The organism is Rhizobium sp. A22-96, from assembly GCF_053521805.1.
On the sequence record NZ_JBNWDQ010000003.1, the window covers coordinates 652,034 to 671,175 of the forward strand.

The following is a 19,142-nucleotide window of genomic DNA, read 5'->3' on the forward strand; positions in this document are numbered from 1 at the left end:
GTCCACTGCAACCGAATCGGAAGGTCTCTTCATGCTCAAGCAAGTCACGGCGATCCTGCTCCTCAGCGTGTCATGTCCAGCGATTGTGCTGGCCGCCGACAATGGGGCCATTCGATCCATTACCCTGTCCTCGGGCGGTCTGGCCCAGGTTTCGCGAGCGGCCGATATCAATAGCGACGGCGTGATCCAGATCGAGGTGCCGCTCGATCAGGTTGACGATATCCTGAAGAGCCTTGTGGTCAACGGGTCCGCGGGTTCGGTGGCCGGCATGTCGCTGGCAGGGCCGCAGCCCTTGCAAGAGACATTCAAGGGCCTGCCATTCAGTCTGGAAGCGCTCTCCTCCGTGCCGTCGCTTCTGACATCGATGCAGGGCGCCAAGGTGGCGGTTACCAGCGGTGGCAAGACCGTTGAAGGAAGCATCCTCGGCATAGAGGCCAGGAAGGCCGACGAGAAGACATCGACTTATCTGCTGACCGTCATCGACAAGGATGGCGCGGTGGAGACGCTGGCGCTCGGCCAGGATGCGTCCGTCCGCTTTGACGATCCCGATACGAGGGCAAAGCTCGCCAAGGCGACGGCAGCCATTGCCCGCGGCAAGAACGATCGCACCCGCGCCATCGATATCAAGGTGAATGGCGTGAAGAACAGCGGTGATATCGGTCTCACCTATGTCGTTCCGTCACCGATCTGGAAAACGGCCTACAAGGTCGTCATCGATGGAAATAACAAGGCGCGCCTGCAGGCGTGGACGGTGCTGGAAAATGCCAGCGGCGAGGATTGGAAGGGCATCAAGCTGACGCTGACCTCGGCCGAACCGGTGACGCTGAAGCAGGGCCTGCACCAGCTTTATTGGAGAGAGCGGCAGGAAGTGCCTGTCAACACGGCGTCGAACAATGTCCCCGATCCGGACAGCGGCGATCTCTCCAACAGGCGGCGGCTGGCATCCAGCGCCGCGGCGCCTGCACCCGCCGGGGCCATGCATTATGAGGCCAAAAGAATGGCGGATGCGCAGGCCTATGCGACCGACGAGTTGGCGCGGCCGGCAGAACCGATGCAAGTTGCCGCCGGAAATCCAACAGCGGCAACCGAAAGCGATATTTCCGCTACCTTCGAGCTTCCGGGAACTTACGATCTGGCCAATGGCGATACCTTGTCGGTGCCGATCAAGGATGCGGATGTCGAGGCCAACATGGTGGACATGTATCGGGCCGGCAGCGCCTTTCGCAATCCCATCGCCGCCGTGATGCTGAAGAACACCACCGGGGTCAGCTTGCCGGCGGGCATTCTGACCCTCTACGATAGCAAAACCGGCTATATCGGCGATTCCCAGCTGTCGGCGCTGCCCAAGGACGACACGCGCCTCGCCAGCTTTGCCACCGATCGAAAGGTATCGATCAGCGAACAGCAGACGCCGACCGAGGAAATCGCCTCCCTCAAGGTTTCCGATGGCGTGATGAATGCCACCGTTAGATATCGCCAGACGACGACATACACCGTGTCAGGTGCGCTTGATGGCGAGCGGACCGTTATTATCGAACATCCGATCCGGGACGGCTGGGCGTTCTCATCAGCCGAAAGCTTCGGCAAGACTGCAACGCATCAACGGCTCAAGGTGGTCGTGCCCGCTGGCACGGAAAAGACGCTGACGGCAGTCGACGAGCAGCTTCAGAGCAATAGCTATGCCCTGGTCGATGTTGAACCGGACATGCTGCTCGGATGGTCGGCCTCGACACAGGACAAGGCGCTGACGGACAAGCTCACAAATCTGGCAGACGCGCGCAAAAGGCAGGTCGCGATCCAGAACGAACTGGCGAGCCTCGACAGCGAAATCGAGAAAACCATCAACGATCAGGAACGGATAAGGCGCAATCTCGGCGCCGTGCCCGACAATAGCGATCTGAAAAAGCGCTATTTGAAGGCTCTGGCGGATAGTGAGGACCAAATTGCCTCGATGAACGAAAGGCGCGATACGGTGCAGCAGGAAAGCGATCGTCGCGGCGACAAGGTGACTGACATCATCAGAACATTCTGATCGCGGTCGGCAGCGCCTATTGGAGAGAGCCGCCTCACCGGGCGGCTCTCGTCCTTGCTCTATCGATTGTCCAGCTGCGCCCTCACCAGCTTCAGCCCCTTTTCCGTGATCCGGTAGGGTTGACCGTCGGTGGACCGGATGGCCTTCAGCCGTCTGAGCCTGCGAAAGAGTTCAATCCCGAAATCGGGATAGAGCCAGCCGTCGCGCGTGTAGCAACTGGCGGTCTCGATCTTCTTCTTTTCGGTACGTTCGAGTTCGATGCGTCCGCCCTGAGCGAGCAGGTGGAGAATGCGCTGTTCCGCGCGTGAAATATCCATTGGAGTCAGAATCCGTAATGCGCCATAGGGCGCAACAAAACGATCCGAAGCTTCCCTGGAGGGAAGTCGGGGCTTCGTTTTTCAGGCCTGGCACGCAAGCGAACTTGCGAGCGAGGCCTTTACCGGGTCTGACAAAAGGTGGACATAAAAACTCCGTCGAGGCGCCGTGTTTAAAACAGGTTGCGCCCGGCAGTCAAGCGCAACCGTATCTGCGGTATGAAATGCGATGTGCAACCGCGAATCTCGCCGCTGGAAAAAGCCGCGCTCCGGTGCTTTACTACCGGAAATGGCGGGGGCTTGATGATCCATATTCGCAATGCCCATGAGGGTGAAACCGAGGTATTGGCGAGTATAGGCGTGCGCTCCTGGCAGAAGGCCATGGGCGCGATCGGAGGCTCGGGTGAGCTTCTGGAGAGCGCCAGCGACGCCTTTGCCAATTTCACCCGCAATATGTGGCTGACGATCACGATCATCGAACTGAATGCGGAAGTTGTCGGTTGGGCGGCGCGTGAGGCGCTCGATGAGACCATCTCCGATTTCTGGATCGATCCCGGGTTTCTTCGTCAGGGATTGGGTTCAGCGCTGCTGGCACGCATCGAGCAGGATGTGCGCGAGCAGGGACTGGAAAAGATCTCCCTTCACACGCACGCCGGCAATGCCGACGCGATCGGCTTCTTCAAGGCGCACGGCTACGAGATCCGCTGGTTGTCGATCGTCTATTCGCCGAAGCTAGATAGCGACGTTCCGACGATTGGACTTTCGAAAGCGCTGGTCGAGGACGGCGACGGCGCCTATGGTCCCGGCATATAGCGCGCCGGCAGTGCCGAAAGCCTTGCGCCATCTTGCCAATTGCTCTACCTCACAAAGTTCAGAAGAACAGCATTTCAAGAGCTTCCCATGACCCTTGTCGACGTCCGCACGCCAGATCCGAAACGCTTCATTCCCGGTGCCACCGGCGATTGGGAAATCGTTATCGGCATGGAAGTCCATGCCCAGGTGTTGAGCAATTCCAAGCTCTTCTCCGGTGCCTCGACCGAGTTCGGCAAGCCGCAGAATTCCAACGTGTCGCTCGTCGATGCCGCCATGCCCGGCATGCTGCCCGTCATCAACGAGGAATGCGTCGCGCAGGCCGTGCGCACCGGTCTCGGCCTGAAGGCGCAGATCAACAATCGTTCGATCTTCGACCGCAAGAACTATTTCTATCCCGATCTGCCACAGGGCTATCAGATCTCGCAGTTCAAGGACCCGATCGTCGGCGAGGGCAAGATCGTCATCTCGCTCGGCCCGGACCGTCAGGGCCAGTTCGAAGATATCGAGATCGGTATCGAACGTCTGCATCTGGAGCAGGATGCCGGCAAGTCGCTGCACGACCAGCACGCCACCATGTCTTATGTGGATCTCAACCGCTCCGGCGTCGCGCTGATGGAAATCGTCTCCAAGCCGGATATCCGCTCGTCGGACGAGGCGAAGGCCTATATGACGAAGCTGCGTTCGATCGTGCGCTATCTCGGCACCTGCGACGGCAACATGGACGAGGGCTCCATGCGCGCCGACGTCAACGTTTCGGTCCGCCGCCCGGGCGGTGAATTCGGCACGCGCTGCGAAATCAAGAACGTCAACTCCATCCGCTTCATCGGTCAGGCGATCGAATACGAAGCACGCCGGCAGATCGGCATTCTGGAGGATGGCGGCACGATCGACCAGGAAACCCGCCTGTTCGATCCGAACAAGGGCGAGACGCGATCGCTGCGCACCAAGGAAGATGCGCATGACTACCGCTATTTCCCGGATCCTGACCTGCTGCCGCTCGAATTCGACGATGCCTTCGTCAACGAGCTAGCCAAGCATCTGCCTGAGCTGCCGGACGACAAGAAGGAGCGCTTCGTTCGTGAGCTCGGCCTTTCGATCTACGACGCCTCCGTGCTCGTCTCGGAAAAGGCGATCGCCGATTATTTCGAAGCGGTCGCTGCCGGCCGTGACGGCAAGATGGCGGCCAACTGGGTGATCAACGACTTGCTGGGCGCTCTGAACAGAATCGGCAAAGACATTGAAGAGACTCCGGTTTCGCCCGCCCAGCTCGGCGCGATCATCGACCTCATCAAGGCCGAGACCATCTCCGGCAAGATCGCCAAGGATCTGTTCGAGATCATCCTCACCGAGGGTGGCGATCCCGCTGAGATCGTTGAGGCCCGCGGCATGAAGCAGGTCACCGACACCGGCGCCATCGAAAAGGCCGTCGACGAAATCATCGCCGCTAACCCGGACCAGGTCGCCAAGGTCAAGGCCAAGCCGACCCTTGCCGGCTGGTTCGTCGGCCAGGTGATGAAGTCCACGGGTGGCAAGGCAAACCCGCAGGCCGTGCAGGCGTTGGTCAAAGCCAAGCTCGGCATCGAAGAGGAATAGCAGGTGTTCTTCGTACGCACCGCCGGCGAGCAGGATCTGGAAAAGGTCCGCGCTCTGCTGCGCGAAACCTGGCATGCGACCTACGATCATATCTATGGGGCAGACAAGGTCAGCGAGCTGCATGCCTCCTGGCATTCTCTGGCATCGCTGAAGGCGCGGCTGGCGAAGAAGAACGCCGAATTCCTCGTCGCCGACGACGGCAGGGCAATTGGCGGCATGGGTTATGCCGCCATGTCCACGGAAATGACCAAGACGGTCATGTTGCACATGCTCTATGTCGGCCCGCGCTATCAGCGGCAGGGTGTCGGCCGCGACATCTTCGCCGAGTTGGAAACCTGCTTTCCGGACGCAGAAATCATGCGGCTCGAAGTCGATCCGCAAAACGAGCCGGCGATCGCCTTCTACAAGGCGCATGGTTTTGTCGAAGTTGGCCGCGCTGACAATAACGGGCCGGGGCAATCGGGCATACCGACGCTGGTGTTTGAGAAGCCGCTGGTGAACAATTAGGGCGGCGAGCAAGGTCTAAGATGGAAAATACCCGCCTTGTTATCCGCGAAGCGCTGGAATCTGATCTCCCTGCCTTGATAGCGCTTTTTGCCGCCGATGCGGTGGGTGGCCATGGCGATACCACTGATCCTTCCGCCTATGATGATTATCTCAGCGCCTTTCGCGCTGTCGCCTCATCTTCGGACCAGACGCTCTATGCCGCCGAACTTGCCGGCGAGATCGTCGGCACCTTCCAGACGATCGTCGTCACTTCGTTGCATGCTCGGGGATCGTCCGCGATGATTATCGAGTCGGTCCAGACGCGTTCGGATATGCGCGGGCAGGGGATAGGTGCTGCGATGATCAATTTCTGCATCGACGAGGCAAAAAGCCGCGGCATGCGGCTGGTGCAGCTAACCTCGAATGCTCAGCGCAAGGATGCCCACCGTTTCTATGAGAGACTGGGCTTCAAGCCGAGTCATCTCGGTTTCAAGATGGCATTGAAATGACCGTGTTTCCTGCCGGAATCACTGGACAAGCCGATCTCGTGGCGGCATAAGCAAGCTATCGAATTCTGGTATCGCTCGCCCCTCAGCGGGTATCGAGGAAAAGACATGTGGAATTTCATCGTACAAACCTTCACCTGGTGGAATGGTCAGACAATGGGTACGCGATTCGCGACCTGGCGTTTCGGCAAGCGCGTTGGCGAGGATGAATTCGGCAATGTCTATTACGAAGGCGGCATGTCCTCCTATGGTCTCCAGAAGCGCTGGGTAATCTACAAGGGTTACGCGGAAGCTTCGGCGATTCCTCCGGGCTGGCACGGCTGGATGCATCACCGCACCGACGTTCCCCCGACCAAGGAAAACTACGTCGCCAAGGAATGGCAGAAAGAGCACCGCGCCAACCAGACCGGCACTCCGCAAGCCTATCGTCCGCCGGGTTCGCTGGCTGTTGCCGGCGAGCGTCCGCGCGTGACGGGCGACTACGACGCCTGGACCCCGGGCAACTGAGCATAGCGAGCCGGCTCGTCCTTTGGCCACAATTGGCCGTTAGGCGCGAGAGATGCCGGCTCTTGCTCGGCGCTTTGACCGAGACCAAGCGGAGAGTGGCGGATATGACGTTTTTCACGCGGAGCGCTTCTTTGCGTGCAATAGCGGGAGCGGGCCTTGCTCTCCTGGCCGGTATCCTGTCCGCTCCATCAGCAGAGGCGGCGCGCATTGCCAATCCTGTCGCCGTTTTTTCCGGCCTCGACAAGATCACCGGTCGCATCACCACTTTCGACGTCTATATCAACGAGACCGTCCAGTTCGGCGCGTTGCAGGTGACGCCGCGTGCCTGCTACTCGCGCGATGATACCGAGCAGCAGAAGGTGGATGGTTTCGTCGAGGTCGATGAGATCACGCTTGATCGCCGTATCCGTCGCATCTTCACCGGCTGGATGTTTGCCGACAGCCCAGGCCTCAACGCCGTCGAGCATCCGATCTACGACGTGTGGCTGAAAGAGTGCAAACAGAAGTCCGACGTGCCGGCGCCGGATACTGCCGGCGCGAAATAATCAACTTGCCGAGAATTTATGGCTAAAATGGCTAGCCCGCAGGAGCATGGCTCCCGCGGGCATTTTGTTATTCAGCCTGCGGATTTGCGGCCGCTTCTGCGATCGCGTCGCGATCCCCGTCATCGGATAGATCGATGGCAATGCGCATTCCGGCCTTGATACGATGACGCAGGGCGTCGCCGCGCCCCGAATGCACCTTCAGTTTGCCGTCCTCATGCAGGGTCTGAAGCCTCCGTCGTGAGATAGTAAGCTCGGATGCTAGCAACCGGTCGAGGCGAAGGCTTGCGGCGCACTCAGCCGCAAGCTCGATCTCAAGCGTGGTCCAACCGTCCAGGCGCCGGATCATCTCTTTCCGAACAACGGCATCGGGCGACCAGTCGATGCGCTGTGCGTATCGCTTCAGTCCATCGACATCGAACTCCTGAAGCCGCACCCAGTCCGGATCGCTGTCCTGCAAGGCGGCCAGTGTCGATTGACCTAGGTCACGCACGTTCCGCCGCTCGAAGAGCGTTCGGTTCCAGGTCTTGTCGCAATCGGTGCATTTGTAGATGAGCCAGGCATCAAGCTTTCTGCCATTGGCATTGAGCCTGATCCTGCCGCTCGATCGGAAGGGTTTCAAACATCCACAGCCGCTGCAGGCGATCCATGGTTGGGGTGCGGTCTGGGGAGAAATGGTCCATCGGACCCGAAGAATATTGCACATACCGTCTTGGTCTTCCGTCTGGAAGTTCACCAAGCTGGCGGCAGGACAAGCCCTTTACGGGCACGGTGTGGCGATGTTGCGGGGACGGCTGAAGAGCTGAGACAGCAATGGCTGCGCTGGGCGCGTTTTGACAATGCCAAACCGGTCTCAGGCCACCACCCGATGAACATGATCGCACATCGGCAGCGCTGGGCTACCCATGCACGGGGTGAAACTGGATGAGACCGGTATTTACGACGGCAAAGCGGAACCTCTATGCACCAACGCTCTTCGCGTTGAGCGATAGCAAATAACAACCGTAGTTTGAAGCCCCGAAAGCTTCAGGCCGGGATTGTCTCAGGCGTCCGTGTTTCCCTTGCGGCGAAACATGCCGAGAACCTTGCGGCCAGCGGCAACCACACCCGCCAAGGCGACGATCAGTCCCTTCTTGAGCGCGAGAAGGGCGACGCCAAAACTCTTCAAGAAGCCCAGAACGATGGCAAGGAAGCCAAGCTTCGCCGCAATCTTCACGCCGGCGCCCGCCGCGATCATCCCCGCCATGCTGTAGGCGGCGATCTTGTCGCCATTGACGAAATCGGCATAACGTTTGCCGCTGTCATACTGCACGGTGTTGATGACGCTTGGAATGGCGGTGTTGATTTCCTGCAACTGATCGAGCCCGGCGATGAAATCGAGTTCCGTGACGCCCTCGCGCCCGAGAACGCGGACGGAGTAGTTGAGCGTATGCTCCCCGTTCTGATCCTTGCCGAAGATCAGATCGCGCGCCCAGTGCAGGGCGTGCGTTGCCTTGTCGTAATGCGGCGGCTCCGCCCAGCCGACAAGCGTGATCGGATCATAGCCCTGCTGCTCGCGTTCCGGGTTTGCCTCTTTGATCGCGTCCTGGATCTGCTTCAGCACTTCGTTATAGTCAGTCGATGCGGCATCATCGTCGGAGACGTGACCACTCTTATCATAGTCGATGACCGCACCCCATGAGTGCGGATCGGTCGGCGGATATTTTGCCGGAAAGATCATGCCGAGGGTGGTGCCGGCGGCACTCTCCGGATTGCCCCAGAGTTGCACCAGTACCTTCCTCGTATCGTCCGGATTGAGATAGTAGAACTGATCCGAAATGTTCAGCGTCGCATCTGCTGCTGAGAGCTTGATCGCGCCTTGCTGAAAGTTCAGCTGTTTCAGCGCTGTGGCTGCAGGCCCTGTCGGAGGCTCGGCGCCGAACATGTCGTGGAAGGATTTGGCATCGGCCTGCGTTGTGGCTGCCAAAGCGGCGAGAACGGCGATTGCAAGATAATTTTTCAATGTACTACCCCCGGCTGTCGAGGCCAACTTAGGGCATTCTTGATTAGAATCAATTCATTGACGGAAAAATTCAGTCGTTTGCAAAACTTAAGTTGGGCGATTCCATCGCCTTCTCGAGCATCTTTGAGTAGCCGTCCTTCGGCACATCGATCGCGCCGAATGTCTTCAAATGCTCGGTGGTGAACTGGGTGTCAAGCAGGGTGAAGCCGCGTTGCCGCAAGCGCTCGACCAGATAGACAAGGCAGATCTTGGAAGCATCCGTGCGGCGGGAGAACATGCTCTCGCCGAAGAACGCTGAGCCGAGCGAGACACCGTAAAGGCCGCCGACCAGCTTGTCGCCCTCCCAGGCCTCGACAGAATGCGCATGGCCGATATGGTGCAGCGTCATATAGAGGGAACGGATCGTCTGGTTGATCCAGGTGCTGGGCCGGCCGCTGGTCTGCTCGGCACAGGCTACTATGACGCCGCCGAAATCCGTGTTGAAGCGGATGTCGAAAGGCTGCTGGCGGATCGTCTTGGCAAGGCTTTTGGAGACATGAAAGCCATCGAGCGGCAAGACGCCGCGAACTTCCGGCTCGACCCAGAATATCTCCGGGTCATCAGCCGATTCCGCCATGGGGAAGAGCCCGATGGAGTAGGCGCGCAGCAAAATCTCCGGGGTAACGCCGGGATGTCTGCTGCGCGTACCAGGCACGGCCTAGGCCGATGTCTTGGCCAGGTAGTCTTCCAGCCAGTGGATATCATAGTCGCCATTGGCGATATCCTGGTTGGAAACCAGATCCTGGAACAGCGGCAGGGTGGTCTTGATGCCGTCGACGACGAATTCGTCGAGCGCGCGGCGCAGGCGCATCATGCATTCGACGCGGGTGCGGCCATGCACGATCAGCTTGCCGATCAGGCTGTCGTAGTAGGGCGGGATCTTGTAGCCCTGATAGGCGCCCGAATCGATACGCACGCCAAGCCCACCCGGCGCATGGAAATGCGTGATGGTGCCGGGGGAGGGAACGAAGGTGCGCGCGTCTTCCGCATTGATGCGGCATTCGATGGCGTGGCCATGGAAATGCACTTCATCCTGCGTCACCGAAAGGCCGCCGCCGGAGGCGACGCGGATCTGTTCGTGCACAAGATCGATGCCGGTGATGGCTTCCGTGACCGGATGCTCGACCTGCAGGCGGGTGTTCATTTCGATGAAATAGAACTCGCCGTTCTCGTAGAGGAACTCGATCGTGCCGGCGCCGCGATACTTCAGCTTCTTCATGGCGTCGGCGCAGATCTGGCCGATCTTCATGCGCTGTTCGACGTTGAGCGCCGGAGAGTTGGCTTCTTCCCACACCTTCTGGTGACGGCGCTGCAGCGAGCAGTCGCGTTCGCCGAGATGGACGGCATTTCCTTCGCCATCGCCGAACACCTGAACTTCGATGTGGCGCGGCTTGCCGAGGTATTTTTCCATGTAGACGGAATCATTGCCGAAGGCGGCGCCGGCTTCGGTGCGTGCCGTCGACCATGCTTCGACGAGGTCCGCTTCCGTGCGCGCCACCTTCATGCCGCGGCCGCCGCCGCCAGCCGTTGCCTTGATGAGCACGGGATAGCCGATCTCGCGCGCCGTCTTCAGCGCATCGGCCTCGGTTTTCACTTCGCCGTCTGAACCGGGAACGACCGGGATGCCGAGCTGCAATGCAGTGGTCTTGGCCGTGATCTTGTCGCCCATGATGCGGATATGATCCGCCGTCGGGCCGATGAAGGTGATGCCATGCGCATCAAGAATATCGGCGAACTTGGCATTTTCCGAAAGGAAACCATAGCCGGGATGCACGGCGTCGGCGCCTGTGATCTCACAGGCGGCAACGATCTGGTGGATGTTGAGATAGCTTTCGCGAGACGGCGGCGGGCCGATGCAAACGCTCTCATCCGCAAGCCGTACATGCATCGCATCGGCGTCGGCGGTGGAATGCACCGCGACGCTGGCAATGCCGAGTTCCTTGCAGGCGCGCAGCACCCGCAGGGCGATCTCTCCGCGATTGGCTATGAGAATCTTCGAAATCATTGGCATGGGCTTACTCGATGACGACAAGAGGTTCGCCGTATTCGACCGGGCGTCCGTCCTGAACGACGATCTCGGTCACCGTGCCGGACTTGGGCGCAGGGATCTGGTTCATCGTCTTCATGGCTTCGATGATCAGCAGCGTCTGGCCTTCCTTGACCACGGAGCCGACCTGGATGAAGGCGGCCGAGCCCGGTGCCGGCGCCAGGTAGGCGGTGCCGACCATGGGCGCGCTGACGAGGTTGTCAGGATTGCGCGTCTTGCCTGCAGGTGCTGCTGCGGCAGCCGGTGCAGCGGCGGCAGGAGCGGCAAACGCCGCGGGTGTCCCGACGGGCGCCTGAACATATTGCACGTTGCCGGCGCGGGACACGCGGATGCGCAGATCTTCTTGCTCGACTTCGATCTCGGTGAGATCCGTGTCATTGAGAATATTGGCGAGATCGCGGATCAGCGCCTGGTCGATACCCGATTTCTTTTCAGCCATTGGATTTCTTGCCCTGTATTTTTGTTATTGGGTGATGGATTTCAGCGCATGAAGCGCCAGGATGTAACTATAAGGTCCGAAACCGCAGATCATGCCCTTGGCAGCGGGCGCGATCATCGATTTGTGCCGGAATTCTTCGCGGGCGTGGATATTGGAGATATGCACCTCCACCACGGGAACCGAAATAGCGCGGATTGCATCATGCAGCGCGATCGACGTGTGACCGTAGGCGCCGGGATTGATCGCAACGCCGGCGGCAGTATCTCCTGCCTCATGCATCCAGTCGACCAGCACGCCTTCGTGATTGCTTTGGCGGAAATCGATGGTGAAGCCCAGGCTTTCGCCGGCGGACTTACAGTCTGCCTCGATATCCTTCAGCGTCTTGCCGCCATAGATGCCCGGCTCGCGCTTGCCGAGAGCGTTCAAATTGGGTCCGTTGAGGACAAAAATAGTTTGCGCCATCAGTGGTTCCGTCTAAGTGCAGCGCAACCTATAGACTCCCGAGGCCTTATAGGAAAGCCCCGCAGCGAAGGTTGCGCGTCTCTAGATGTGGAAACGCCGCGATTTTGGCGATTTTGAGCCCCATCGAAATCGGTGCGGTTTCGATGAGGCCTCAAAAGCAGTACGCGACGCGGAGATGCGGTTCTCAGCAGCTGGTCTTGCCGCAGCTGCGGACGTTGGCAATCTTCTGCTGAATGGCTTCGAGCCCGATCGCGCCCGAAATCGTTTCATTGCCAATGACATAGGCCGGCGTACCCGTGACGTTCAGATCGGTCGCGAGCTGGTAGGTCGCCTTGATCATGTCGTTGTTCGGGCTCTTGGCCATTTCCGCGCGAATGGCCGCTTCGGTGACGCCGAGGGAGGTGGCAACCTCGATGGCACTATCTTCCGACGCACGGCTATCGCTTCCCAGAAGCGCATGGTGGAACTGGGCGTATTTTTCAGGTGCGAGCTTGCGGAAGGCATCGGAAACCCGCGATGCGGCGACCGAATCCGCCCCGAGGATCGGGAACTCCTTCAGGACGAAACGCACGTCCTTGTCCTGCTTCAGCAAGGTGTCCATATCCCCCAGCGCATGCCGGCAATAGGTGCAATTGTAATCGAAGAATTCGACTACCGTGATGCTGCCCTTCGGATTGCCGATGGCGACGTCATCCTTTGAGTTGAAGATAGCATCCTTGTTCTGGGCAATCAGCTGGGCCGACTGAGTGAGGCGGGCCTCGTCCTGCTTCTTCTCAAGTGCCGCCTGCGCGTCCAGCAGAACTTCCGGATGCTCGACGAGGTATTCCTTGATGAACTCCCCGATTTCCTTCTTCTGCTGATCGTCCAGTGCGGCAGCGGGCTGGATTGCGGCGAAGGATGCTGTAAGGGCAATCGCCGAAACCGTCAGCAGGCTTTTGAAAGAAAAGGTCATTGGGTCCTCGTTTGGATCTATGCGGAGACTTCATTTTCAGATGCGGCATAGCACCGTCGGGTTAACATCCGCAAATATGCATGGGCAATTTACGGCGCATGCTTATTTCCAGAAACAGGAATTTTCGCGACAAAGCCGCAATCGCAGGATTGTGAACGGCCGGATATTGCGGCAAATGTCGCATGGCAATCCCATCCGAGAGAGAATTGATCTTGTTTTCCCTATCCAAGCGCAGCGACGTCGAACCTTTCCATGCCATGGATGTGCTGGCCGAGGCGACGCTGCGGCGTCAGGCCGGGCATCCCGTCATTTCCATGGCTGTCGGCCAGCCGTCTCACCCGACGCCCCAGGCGGCGCTTGAAGCGGCGCGCGCAGCGCTTGGTCACGGCCGCATTGGCTACACGGATTCGCTCGGTACTCTTGCGCTGCGGCAGGCGCTCTCCGCGCACTACAAGACGCGCCACAGCCTGTCGGTCGACCCCAAGCGCATCGCCATCACCACAGGCTCGTCGGCGGGTTTCAATCTCGCCTTCCTCACCCTGTTCGATGCCGGCGATAGCGTCGCCATCGCCCGTCCGGGATACCCCGCCTATCGCAATATCCTAGCCGCATTGGGGCTCGATGTTGTAGAAGTTCCGGTGAGCGAGGAAACGCAATTCACGCTGACGCCGGAAAGCCTTGAGGCTGCGCAGATCGCCAGCGGCAAACGGCTGAAGGGCGTACTGCTCGCCAGCCCCGCCAATCCGACGGGGACAGTGACGGGCAGGGCAGCGCTGAAGGCACTCGCCGATTATTGCTCGGATCGTTCCATCGCCTTCATCTCCGACGAGATCTATCACGGGCTCACCTTTGTCGGCGAAGAGACAAGCGCCCTGGAGCTGACCGACGAGGCGATCATCATCAACTCCTTTTCGAAATATTACTGCATGACCGGCTGGCGCATCGGCTGGATGGTGTTGCCGGAGCGACTGGTGCGTCCCATCGAACGTGTCGCCCAAAGCCTCTACATCTCTGCACCGGAACTTTCCCAGATCGCCGCCGAAGCAGCCCTTGGCGCGGGGGAGGAGCTGGACAGCTATCGCGACAGCTATGGTCGCAACCGCGATTTCCTGATGCGTCGCCTGCCGGAGATCGGCTTTCGAATTGCCTCGCCAATGGATGGCGCTTTCTACGCCTATGCCGATGTCAGCCGCTTCACCAATGACAGCATGGCCTTCGCCCGCAAGATGCTGGCGGAAATCAATGTTGCCGCCACGCCGGGTCTTGATTTCGACCCGCTCGAAGGGCATCGCGCCATACGCTTCTCCTATGCCGGCTCGAATGCCGAGATCGAGGAAGCGACCGAACGCATGGCGGCTTGGCTGAAATAGAATCCGGGATCAAAGACTTGTGGCGGCTTTTGAAGATCCGCTGGTAAGAACTTGAATCAAACTGCGAGGTAATGGGCTTACCTCTTTGGGCCATAGGCCGACCACACTCTTCAGGGTGGGGTGTGGCGGGTATTGTCGCCGAGCTTAGAAGATTGGCGTCGCTCTTATTGTTCTTCAAAACAGAAAAACCGGCCGTGTCGTCACGGCCGGTTTTTATTTATTCGTTCCGAACAACAATGTTCAGAAGAAACCGCGGCGCTGCCACCAGCCGGCCTTCTTCGGCTTGGTCGGATCGCTGTCGCCATCGCCGCCCTCATTGGTGCGGGTGGATTTGACCACCGGCTCGGAGGACGAGACGTTGGACTCGCGGTTGGCGCGCGCCGGCTTGGCTTGTTCGTCGACAGCGGCCGGTTCCACGGCGCTATCAAGGGCTTCGGTGATCTCGGCAACCGTCTCGGTTTCGATGTCGGCCGCAGGAGCTTCCTCCACGATCGGTGTCTCGACAGGCGATGCTTCGACGGCTTTGGGCTTGCGGCGGCTGCGGCCCTTCGCAGGCTTCACATCCTCGGTAACGCTGGCGGCCGTCTCGACGGCTGCCATGGCCGGCTGAGCTTCGACAGCAGCTTCGGCTTCGGAGACGGCGATTTCAGCGACCGTTACAGTCGTTTCGTTCTCGTCATCACCCTTGGCTTCAAGCGCTTCGGCCGAGCCGGATTCGCCATTTGCACCCTGTTCGCCACCCTCGTTTTCACGGTTGCGGCGACCGCCGCGCTTGCCGCGACGACGGCGCTTGCGCTTCTGCTGTGCATCGTCATCATCGGAGGATGCGGCGGCGTCAGCATTGACGTCATCTTCATCCTCGTCACCTTCTTCTCCGTCCTCGGCGGCATCGCTCGCGGAGGTATCGTCGGAGCCGGAGGCAGTCTGGGTGTCATTGCCACGTCCGCGACGGCGGCGACGACGCTTGCGCTTGCGGCCATTCTCATTGCTTTCGGAGCGGGCCGCCGGCTGCTGTTCGGTCGCTGCAGCCTTTTCTTCCAGCTCTTCGTCTTCTTCCTCGTCGGCCTCGATGACGATATCGTCGTCATCGTCCTCGGGGATTGCAGCGAAGTTGAACAGGCTTTCGATCTTGACCGGATTGGCCACCGGCTCGCCGCGGTCGATCGCGAAGTGCTGGGTACCAACGGAATTATCGGCACCGATAATGATGGCGACGCCGAAGCGGGTTTCGTAATCGACGATCGTCTGGCGCTTGTGGTTCAGCAGGTACAGCGCAATGTCCGGCGTCGTGCGCACGGTGATGTCGTGCGTCGTGTTCTTGAGGAGATATTCCTCGATGCCGCGCAGGACGTGCAGCGCGACGGACGACTGCGAGCGCACATGGCCGGTTCCGCCGCAATGCGAGCAGATCTGCGTGGTGCTTTCGAGAACCGATGCGCGGATGCGCTGGCGCGACATTTCCAGCAAGCCGAAATGCGAGATGCGGCCGACCTGGATGCGGGCGCGATCGTTCTTCAGGCATTCCTTCAGCTTCTTCTCGACGGCGCGATTGTTGCGCTTTTCTTCCATGTCGATGAAGTCGATGACGATCAGGCCGGCAAGGTCGCGCAGGCGAAGCTGGCGGGCCACTTCATCGGCGGCCTCGAGGTTCGTCTGGAGCGCGGTGTCCTCGATCGAATGCTCGCGGGTCGAGCGGCCGGAGTTCACGTCGATCGAAACCAGCGCTTCCGTCTGGTTCATGATCAGGTAGCCGCCGGATTTCAGCGTCACCTGCGGCTGCAGCATGCGGTCGAGCTGCGCTTCGATGCCGGAGCGCGAGAAGATCGGGTGGATGTCGCGATAGGGCTGAACCACCTTGGCATGGCTCGGCATCAGCATCTTCATGAAGTCTTTGGCTTCACGATAGCCTTCCTCGCCGGAAACGATGACTTCGCCGATATCCTTGTTGTAGAGGTCGCGGATCGAGCGCTTGATCAGGCTGCCTTCTTCATAGACGAGGCAGGGAGCGGTCGACGCCAGCGTCAGCGTGCGGACGTTTTCCCACAGGCGCATCAGATATTCAAAGTCGCGCTTGACCTCAACCTTGGTGCGGTTGGCACCGGCGGTGCGCAGGATCACGCCCATGCCCTGCGGCACTTCGAGCAGCTTGGCGATTTCCTTCAGGCGCTTGCGGTCCTGCGGATTGGTGATCTTGCGGGAAATACCGCCGCCGCGCGCCGTGTTCGGCATCAGAACCGAATAGCGGCCTGCGAGCGAGAGATAGGTCGTCAGCGCCGCACCCTTGTTGCCGCGCTCTTCCTTGGCCACCTGCACCAGCAGGATCTGCCGGCGCTTGATGACTTCCTGAATACGATACTGCTTGCGCGGCTTGCGCTGCACGCGGTCCGGAACCTCTTCCATCGCGTCTTCGGCGCCGACCGACTCGATCACTTCCTCTTCGTGGTCGTGATCATCGTCGTCGTCGTCATGGCGACGCTTGGAAAGGTCGACATCTTCGGAAATCGAATCGGTTTCGACCATCGCGGCCATCTCGCCGGAAGGACCTTCCTCGTCGTCGCCGGGTGCGTCGACCTTGGCCTCGGCAGGGGGCGCTTCTTCGGCGGCGACTACCTTCTTGCGGCTGCGGCGCGGCTTCGCTGCCTTCTTGGCCGGAGCCTCATCGACGGGAGCGGCTGCTTCTGGGGCAGGCGCCTCTTCTGCGATCGCCGCAGACACGGCAGCCTCTTCGCTCTCCTTGGCATGGATGCCGATATCCGGCTGTTCCTGCTGCGAAAGATCGAGCGCGGTTTCCACATGCTCGACATCGTCGTCGCGGCGATGTTCCTCGGCTTCGGCTCTCAGCAGCGCCTGCCGGTCGGCGAGGGGGATTTGATAATAGTCGGGGTGAATTTCCGCAAAGGCCAGAAAGCCATGCCGATTACCGCCGTAATCAACGAAAGCGGCCTGCAGCGAGGGTTCGACCCTGGTTACTTTTGCGAGATAGATGTTGCCGCGTATCTGCTTCTTGTGCTGGGACTCGAAGTCAAATTCTTCTATGCGGTTCCCGCGAACGACAACGACGCGCGTCTCTTCCTCGTGAGACGCATCGATAAGCATTTTGTCTGCCATGAAAGCTGTGCTCCTCGGCGCCGGCAACCGGAAGGGAGCCTGCCTGTCACATGGACAAGCCGGATATGTTCCACCGTTGCTGCACCGGATAATGAAAGTCGCGATTGGTTATTCGGCGGTGACAGCATCCAGACGGCAACCGGGGCGTTACTTCCCTGGGGTCTGTTGACTTTGTGAAAAAGCTGCTGCGGTAACATCCGTAACCAAGCGAGATCGACTATGCCTTAGACCCACAAGCGGGGTCCGATGAATGTGCTCTCTAAAGAGCGTTTGGTGGCTCTCCACCGATGAATTTCCCGTCTGAAACCGGAAATCCAGATATCCACTATTTCGAATAGAAGCACTGCAGACGTCGGATGAATGCCGCTTATGGCGCCTGGTACTCGAGGCGGCTGCCGTTGCGACGACTCTATCCCGTCAACACTTCTACCCTAATGTGCGTTGTATGTTTTATCTGTCACAATAGCAAGGGAAAAGCCAAGTATGCCATAATATTGATGGATTCGTCGGATGATGAGAGCACAGGAGAGCGTCTGTCGATTCTCTTCGAGGCACATCGTCAGATGGCATCCATCACGTAACCTGGTTCCCGTTATTGGGGCTTCAAAAACAACGTCGGAACCGATATGGGGCGCGTTGGATAATTGTTAAAGGGATTGCGGCATGTGGCGGAGATCGGTGTGAAGGCTTTGCGACTTGCGACGGCGGCCTTTACCCTTGTGGCGCTGGCGATGTTTGCGCCACTCGCGCCTTCCATGGCGGCCGACGGCTCCCTGCTCGCCTACGGTGCCCGCATAGCAGGTGACGATGCCCGCACGCGCATCGTCATAGACATGGATCGCGAGCCGACCTTCACCGTGCATTATCTCGACAATCCGGTCCGCGTCGTGGTCGATCTTCCGGCAACGGCTTTCGGCTTTCCGGCCGCCGATCTCAAGCCGACCGGTCTTTTCAAGGATATTCGCTACGGTACGATGGACGCCGATAGCGCCCGCATCGTGCTGACGGCGAAGAAGCCCGTGAAGCTGGTCATGGCCAAGGCGCAGGCTGACGAGAACGGCAAGGGACATCGTCTCGTGCTCGATGCCGAAATGCTGCCGGCGGACCAATTTGCCGAGTTGGTCAAGCAGCAGAGCTGGACGAGCGACGATACGGCCAAGGATGTCGGTCCAGTCGAGCCAGCGCAGAAGGCCGACCCGAACACGTTCCTCGTCGCCGTCGACGCTGGGCATGGCGGTATCGACGCTGGCGCGACCGGCACGGATGGAGTGACGCAGGAAAAGGACATTACACTGGCCTTCGCCAAGATGTTTGCCGACAAACTGAACGCTCAACCGGGCATCAAGGCCTTCCTGACGCGTGACAAGGACCAGTATCTGTCGCTTTCGGAGCGTGTGACGATCGCCCGGCAGAACAGAGCCTCGCTCTTTATTTCCTTGCATGCCGATACGCTCAAGCAGAAGGATATTCGCGGCGCGACGGTCTATACGATCTCCGACAAGGCGTCCGACCGGCTTGCCGGGGAAGTGGCCGATCGCGAAAACAATTCCGATCAGATCGCGGGCACCGAGACAAAGACGCAGCCGGCTGCCGTTACCGACATTCTGATGGATCTTACCCGTCGCGAGACGCAGGCCTTCTCCATTTCGTTGGCGCAGGACGTGTTGTCCTCGTTTACCGGCCAAATCTCCATGATCAACAATCCGCATCGCCACGCAGGCTTCCAGGTCCTGACGGCGCCGGATGTGCCCTCGATCTTGCTCGAGTTGGGTTTCCTCTCCAACAAGGAAGATGAAAAGCTTCTGCTCAACGAGGATTGGCGCCAGAAGGTCGCCGACCGGCTGACGGAGGCTGTCAAGCAGTATCGGGTATCGATCATCGCAAACGGCGGTTAAGGAGCTTCAAGCCAAGCGTCAGCCGTGGCTTCCAT

At 59.5% G+C, this 19,142-nt stretch carries 19 protein-coding genes; 10 read left to right on the top strand and 9 right to left on the bottom strand.

Annotated elements, in window-relative coordinates; all coding sequences use genetic code 11:
* Positions 1-31: 31 nt before the first annotated feature.
* On the top strand, positions 32-2,032 hold the full coding sequence (locus tag ACQZ6F_RS15915) for a DUF4139 domain-containing protein (protein ID WP_449093400.1): 2,001 nt from the start codon (positions 32-34) through the stop codon (positions 2,030-2,032).
* Positions 2,033-2,091: 59 nt separating this feature from the next.
* Here the strand turns inward: ACQZ6F_RS15915 and ACQZ6F_RS15920 are convergent, their stop codons facing one another.
* A complete protein-coding gene (locus tag ACQZ6F_RS15920) occupies positions 2,092-2,349 on the bottom strand; it encodes a YjhX family toxin (protein WP_077472763.1) in 258 nt (85 codons plus the stop codon).
* A gap of 300 nt (positions 2,350-2,649) precedes the next feature.
* Between ACQZ6F_RS15920 and ACQZ6F_RS15925 the strand changes: the two genes are divergently transcribed.
* The 6 genes from ACQZ6F_RS15925 to ACQZ6F_RS15950 all read left to right on the top strand — a co-directional run bounded on the left by ACQZ6F_RS15925 (position 2,650) and on the right by ACQZ6F_RS15950 (position 6,796).
* Complete coding sequence (locus ACQZ6F_RS15925) at positions 2,650-3,159, top strand: GNAT family N-acetyltransferase (RefSeq protein WP_077472762.1); 510 nt, start codon at positions 2,650-2,652, stop codon at positions 3,157-3,159.
* Between the two features lie 87 nt (positions 3,160-3,246).
* Entirely contained in the window at positions 3,247-4,752 is a 1,506-nt protein-coding gene (gene gatB, locus ACQZ6F_RS15930; RefSeq protein ID WP_449093399.1) for an Asp-tRNA(Asn)/Glu-tRNA(Gln) amidotransferase subunit GatB, read from the top strand.
* A gap of 3 nt (positions 4,753-4,755) precedes the next feature.
* Positions 4,756-5,259 carry a GNAT family N-acetyltransferase gene (locus ACQZ6F_RS15935; RefSeq protein ID WP_267549544.1) on the top strand — a complete coding sequence of 168 codons (504 nt, stop codon included), beginning with the start codon at positions 4,756-4,758 and terminating at the stop codon, positions 5,257-5,259.
* 20 nt (positions 5,260-5,279) lie between these two features.
* On the top strand, positions 5,280-5,747 hold the full coding sequence (locus tag ACQZ6F_RS15940; protein WP_449093398.1) for a GNAT family N-acetyltransferase: 468 nt from the start codon (positions 5,280-5,282) through the stop codon (positions 5,745-5,747).
* Positions 5,748-5,852: 105 nt separating this feature from the next.
* Positions 5,853-6,251: an NADH:ubiquinone oxidoreductase subunit NDUFA12 gene (locus ACQZ6F_RS15945; protein WP_068386003.1), complete on the top strand. Its 399-nt coding sequence runs from the start codon at positions 5,853-5,855 to the stop codon at positions 6,249-6,251.
* Positions 6,252-6,355: 104 nt separating this feature from the next.
* Positions 6,356-6,796, top strand: a complete 441-nt coding sequence (locus ACQZ6F_RS15950; protein WP_068387775.1) for a DUF2155 domain-containing protein — start codon at positions 6,356-6,358, stop codon at positions 6,794-6,796.
* A gap of 67 nt (positions 6,797-6,863) precedes the next feature.
* Here ACQZ6F_RS15950 and ACQZ6F_RS15955 read toward each other — a convergent pair whose 3' ends face one another.
* Complete coding sequence (locus ACQZ6F_RS15955) at positions 6,864-7,415, bottom strand: DUF1062 domain-containing protein (RefSeq protein WP_449093397.1); 552 nt, start codon at positions 7,413-7,415, stop codon at positions 6,864-6,866.
* On the opposite strand from ACQZ6F_RS15955, the gene ACQZ6F_RS15960 reads away from it, so the two are divergent.
* Complete coding sequence (locus ACQZ6F_RS15960; RefSeq protein WP_246662695.1) at positions 7,345-7,599, top strand: hypothetical protein; 255 nt, start codon at positions 7,345-7,347, stop codon at positions 7,597-7,599. The two genes, ACQZ6F_RS15955 and ACQZ6F_RS15960, sit on opposite strands and share 71 nt — an antisense overlap.
* Positions 7,600-7,835: 236 nt before the next feature.
* Here the strand turns inward: ACQZ6F_RS15960 and ACQZ6F_RS15965 are convergent, their stop codons facing one another.
* The 6 genes from ACQZ6F_RS15965 to ACQZ6F_RS15990 all read right to left on the bottom strand — a co-directional run bounded on the left by ACQZ6F_RS15965 (position 7,836) and on the right by ACQZ6F_RS15990 (position 12,734).
* On the bottom strand, positions 7,836-8,795 hold the full coding sequence (locus ACQZ6F_RS15965; RefSeq protein ID WP_449093396.1) for a DUF2167 domain-containing protein: 960 nt from the start codon (positions 8,793-8,795) through the stop codon (positions 7,836-7,838).
* 70 nt (positions 8,796-8,865) lie between these two features.
* Positions 8,866-9,489 (bottom strand): leucyl/phenylalanyl-tRNA--protein transferase, encoded by a 624-nt coding sequence (gene aat / locus ACQZ6F_RS15970; RefSeq protein ID WP_449093395.1) that lies wholly within the window; start codon positions 9,487-9,489, stop codon positions 8,866-8,868.
* Between the two features lie 3 nt (positions 9,490-9,492).
* Positions 9,493-10,845 carry an acetyl-CoA carboxylase biotin carboxylase subunit gene (gene accC, locus ACQZ6F_RS15975; RefSeq protein ID WP_174071182.1) on the bottom strand — a complete coding sequence of 451 codons (1,353 nt, stop codon included), beginning with the start codon at positions 10,843-10,845 and terminating at the stop codon, positions 9,493-9,495.
* A gap of 4 nt (positions 10,846-10,849) precedes the next feature.
* Positions 10,850-11,320, bottom strand: coding sequence for an acetyl-CoA carboxylase biotin carboxyl carrier protein (accB, locus tag ACQZ6F_RS15980; protein WP_077472754.1), 471 nt, complete (start codon positions 11,318-11,320; stop codon positions 10,850-10,852).
* Between the two features lie 24 nt (positions 11,321-11,344).
* Positions 11,345-11,782, bottom strand: coding sequence for a type II 3-dehydroquinate dehydratase (gene aroQ / locus ACQZ6F_RS15985; protein WP_077472753.1), 438 nt, complete (start codon positions 11,780-11,782; stop codon positions 11,345-11,347).
* A 184-nt stretch (positions 11,783-11,966) separates the two neighbouring features.
* Positions 11,967-12,734: a DsbA family protein gene (locus ACQZ6F_RS15990; RefSeq protein WP_449093394.1), complete on the bottom strand. Its 768-nt coding sequence runs from the start codon at positions 12,732-12,734 to the stop codon at positions 11,967-11,969.
* A gap of 212 nt (positions 12,735-12,946) precedes the next feature.
* Here ACQZ6F_RS15990 and ACQZ6F_RS15995 point away from each other — a divergent pair, with 212 nt between their 5' ends.
* The gene (locus ACQZ6F_RS15995) at positions 12,947-14,104 is read left to right on the top strand and encodes a pyridoxal phosphate-dependent aminotransferase (protein ID WP_449093393.1); all 1,158 of its coding nucleotides are present in this window, start codon (positions 12,947-12,949) and stop codon (positions 14,102-14,104) included.
* A gap of 240 nt (positions 14,105-14,344) precedes the next feature.
* On the opposite strand, the gene ACQZ6F_RS16000 is transcribed toward ACQZ6F_RS15995, so the two are convergent.
* A complete protein-coding gene (locus ACQZ6F_RS16000) occupies positions 14,345-17,212 on the bottom strand; it encodes an Rne/Rng family ribonuclease (protein WP_449093392.1) in 2,868 nt (955 codons plus the stop codon).
* A 644-nt stretch (positions 17,213-17,856) separates the two neighbouring features.
* Between ACQZ6F_RS16000 and ACQZ6F_RS16005 the strand changes: the two genes are divergently transcribed.
* Positions 17,857-19,107, top strand: a complete 1,251-nt coding sequence (locus tag ACQZ6F_RS16005; RefSeq protein WP_449093391.1) for an N-acetylmuramoyl-L-alanine amidase — start codon at positions 17,857-17,859, stop codon at positions 19,105-19,107.
* Positions 19,108-19,142: the final 35 nt, after the last annotated feature.